The following is a 1,190-nucleotide window of genomic DNA, read 5'->3' on the forward strand; positions in this document are numbered from 1 at the left end:
GGCGGTCAAGGCGGCAAACGAGACCTCCGGAGTGAGCAAGTCACAGGAACCGGTTGAGCGCATGTTGCCGCCTGTTGTTAGGATCATCTCACCGAAATATGGCACGGAACTCAAGAGTGCCGACGTGACGATTGAGTACGTCGTGCGCACGCCTTCAGGCGAACCGGTCACCGGCATTAAGGTGCTGGTAGACGGCAGACCCGTCACCTTTACAGAGGTGGACAGTGGCGTGGTCAGGATAACCATCCCGCCGCAGGACTGTGAGGTATCGCTCATTGCGGAGAACAAGTATGCCTCAAGCGTGCCTGACATGGTAAGGCTCATATGGGATGGTAAAGAGGTCCCTGTAGGGCCAAAGCTCTATATACTTGCCATAGGCGTCAATAACTATAAGAGGGTTGATCCCCAAAAGAATCTCAAGTTTGCGGTAAAGGATGCCGAAGACTTTGCAAATGCCTTCAAACTCCAGAAGGGCCTCCTGTACAGTGATGTTGTAACCAGGGTACTCGTAAGTGATGTTGTATCCGGTTTATCTACAGATGTTGAGGCCAGTAAGGAAAATATCCTTGACGGTTTTAAATGGATACTGAGACAGACAACGAGCAAGGACGTGGCGATGATATTCATGTCAGGTCATGGTATAGATGACTCAACCGGTTATCACTACCTGCCCTACCTCTCTGCAGAGAAGGATTATACGATAGAGGCATTGGTACCGTTTTCAGAGATCAAGAAAACCGTAACGTCCATTGCAGGCAAATCGTTGTTGTTTCTGGACACCTGTCATTCAGGCAACGTTATGGGGCCAAAAAGTGACATGGGTGCAAAGAGTGACATGGGGGTAGACCTAACCCGGGTGATTAACGATTTGGTCAGCGCAGAGAACGGCGTTGTGGTATTTGCGTCCTCCACGGGCAGACAACTGTCCTTTGAGAGCCTCCAATGGGGCAATGGTGCGTTTGCAAAGGCGCTAGTTGAGGGGGTTAAAGGTGAGGCCGTCCTGGGAAAGTCAGGGAAGATAACGATAAACACCCTCGATGCCTATATCTCAGAACGGGTAAGGGAACTAACAGGTCGCAAACAGACCCCAACCACCACAAAGCCACAGACAATTCCAGATTTCCCCATTGCGGTGAAGAAGAAGTAGATGGGTAGCACTCCATTCAAGCGTGGTCATGTTGCTCAAGCAT

The 1,190-nt window shown here is 50.5% G+C and carries 1 protein-coding gene; it reads left to right on the forward strand.

The features are described 5' to 3' along the window. On the forward strand, nt 1–1,147 hold a 1,147-nt coding region (locus HWQ67_RS19175; RefSeq protein WP_218254297.1), incomplete at its 5' end, for a caspase family protein. Nucleotides 1,148–1,190: the final 43 nt, after the last annotated feature.

It is taken from the genome of Candidatus Magnetobacterium casense (assembly GCF_019173545.1).
In the GTDB taxonomy this organism is placed as follows: Bacteria; Nitrospirota; Thermodesulfovibrionia; order Thermodesulfovibrionales; family Magnetobacteriaceae; genus Magnetobacterium; species Magnetobacterium cryptolimnobacter.